This is a genomic window from Pedobacter petrophilus, assembly GCF_009674725.1.
Taxonomy (GTDB): Bacteria; Bacteroidota; Bacteroidia; order Sphingobacteriales; family Sphingobacteriaceae; genus Pedobacter; species Pedobacter petrophilus.
The window spans coordinates 1-1,304 of sequence record NZ_WKKH01000113.1 but is presented as its reverse complement, the minus strand read 5'-3'; the positions used below and the strand labels follow the sequence as shown (position 1 = coordinate 1,304).

Below are 1,304 nucleotides of genomic sequence, written 5' to 3'. Positions count from 1 at the left end.
TGAAGTTGCTACATTTGACTAGAGGGATTTAGTCGTCAGATTTAGAAAGAAACTTTTAAATTTGAATATATGGGCAGACGAGTGTTTGATGAATCCTTCAGAAAGATGGCTATAGCGCTTTCTTACACTAAAGGATCTGTAAAAGAGGTAGCTGATGAGTTAGGTATCAGCCAGACTCTTTTGAGTAAATGGAGACAACGGGAATTAGAGTCAGGTCAGGGAACGACTGAATTGACCGATGATCAAAAGCTAATTAAAAAGCTGCAAAAAGAGCTCAAAGATGCTCAAACGGAACGTGACATTTTAAAAAAGGCTGTCGGCATCTTTTCCAAGGGAGACGGGAGATATTCGGATTCATAAGAGAGCACCGAAGAATATTTTCAGTTGAAATGATGTGTAGAGTGTTTCGGGTGAGCAACAGTGGTTTCTATTATTGGTTAAATTATCCCAAGGGCAAACGTCATGTTGAAAGCGTCTTGCTATTAAAAGAAATCAGTGAGATACATAGCGAGAGCAAAAAGGTTTACGGGAGTCCGAGGATTGCTGCCAAGCTCGCTGAAAAAGGTATCCAAGCATCCAGACCGAGGGTAGCCAGGATTATGCGGAAGACAGGGATTCAAAGTGTTATACGCAAGAAATGGGTAAAAACGACCGACTCAGATCATGTGCATCCTGTAGCAGAAAATGTTCTTAACAGAGATTTTTCGGCTGCAAGGCCAGGAGAAAAATGGGTTTCGGACCTTACTTATATACGCACAGGTGCTGGATGGGTTTACTTGACAACGGTTATCGACCTTGCGGACAGAAAGGTAATTGGCTGGTCATTAAGCGATAATATGGAAGCCAAAAACACAACGGTTAGCGCATTCCAGATGGCAAAGACAAACAGGAAAATTGGGGATACACTAATATTCCACTCTGATCAGGGAGTTCAGTATGCTTGTTCAGAGTTTAGGCAGCAGTTGATAGGATTACCAATAATTCAGAGTATGAGCAGGAAAGGAAATTGTTGGGATAATGCAGTTGCAGAGAGTTTCTTCAAAACAATAAAAACTGAGATGGTTTATCAAACAACTTTCAAAACTAGGAAGCAGGCATACCTGGCAATATTTGAATACATAGAGGTTTGGTACAACAGAAAAAGAATCCATTCCTCATTAGGTTATTTGACTCCCTTAGAGGTTGAAAAAACGATAATGAGTAGAAAAAGAGCCGCATAATTTGCATCCAAAAGGAATCTAAATTAATGCATCTCAAAAAAATATCTGACGAAAAAAAATCTCTAGTATACTATTGCAATTCCA

Annotated in this window: 2 protein-coding genes; both read left to right on the top strand. The window is 39.6% G+C overall.

Annotation, left to right across the window (positions count from 1 at the left end; genetic code table 11):
* Positions 1–69: 69 nt before the first annotated feature.
* Positions 70–360, top strand: coding sequence for a transposase (locus GJU39_RS23265; RefSeq protein WP_154283375.1), 291 nt, complete (start codon positions 70–72; stop codon positions 358–360).
* Complete coding sequence (locus GJU39_RS23260) at positions 345–1,220, top strand: IS3 family transposase (protein ID WP_342448241.1); 876 nt, start codon at positions 345–347, stop codon at positions 1,218–1,220. The genes GJU39_RS23265 and GJU39_RS23260 overlap by 16 nt, the downstream gene beginning before the upstream one ends.
* Positions 1,221–1,304: the final 84 nt, after the last annotated feature.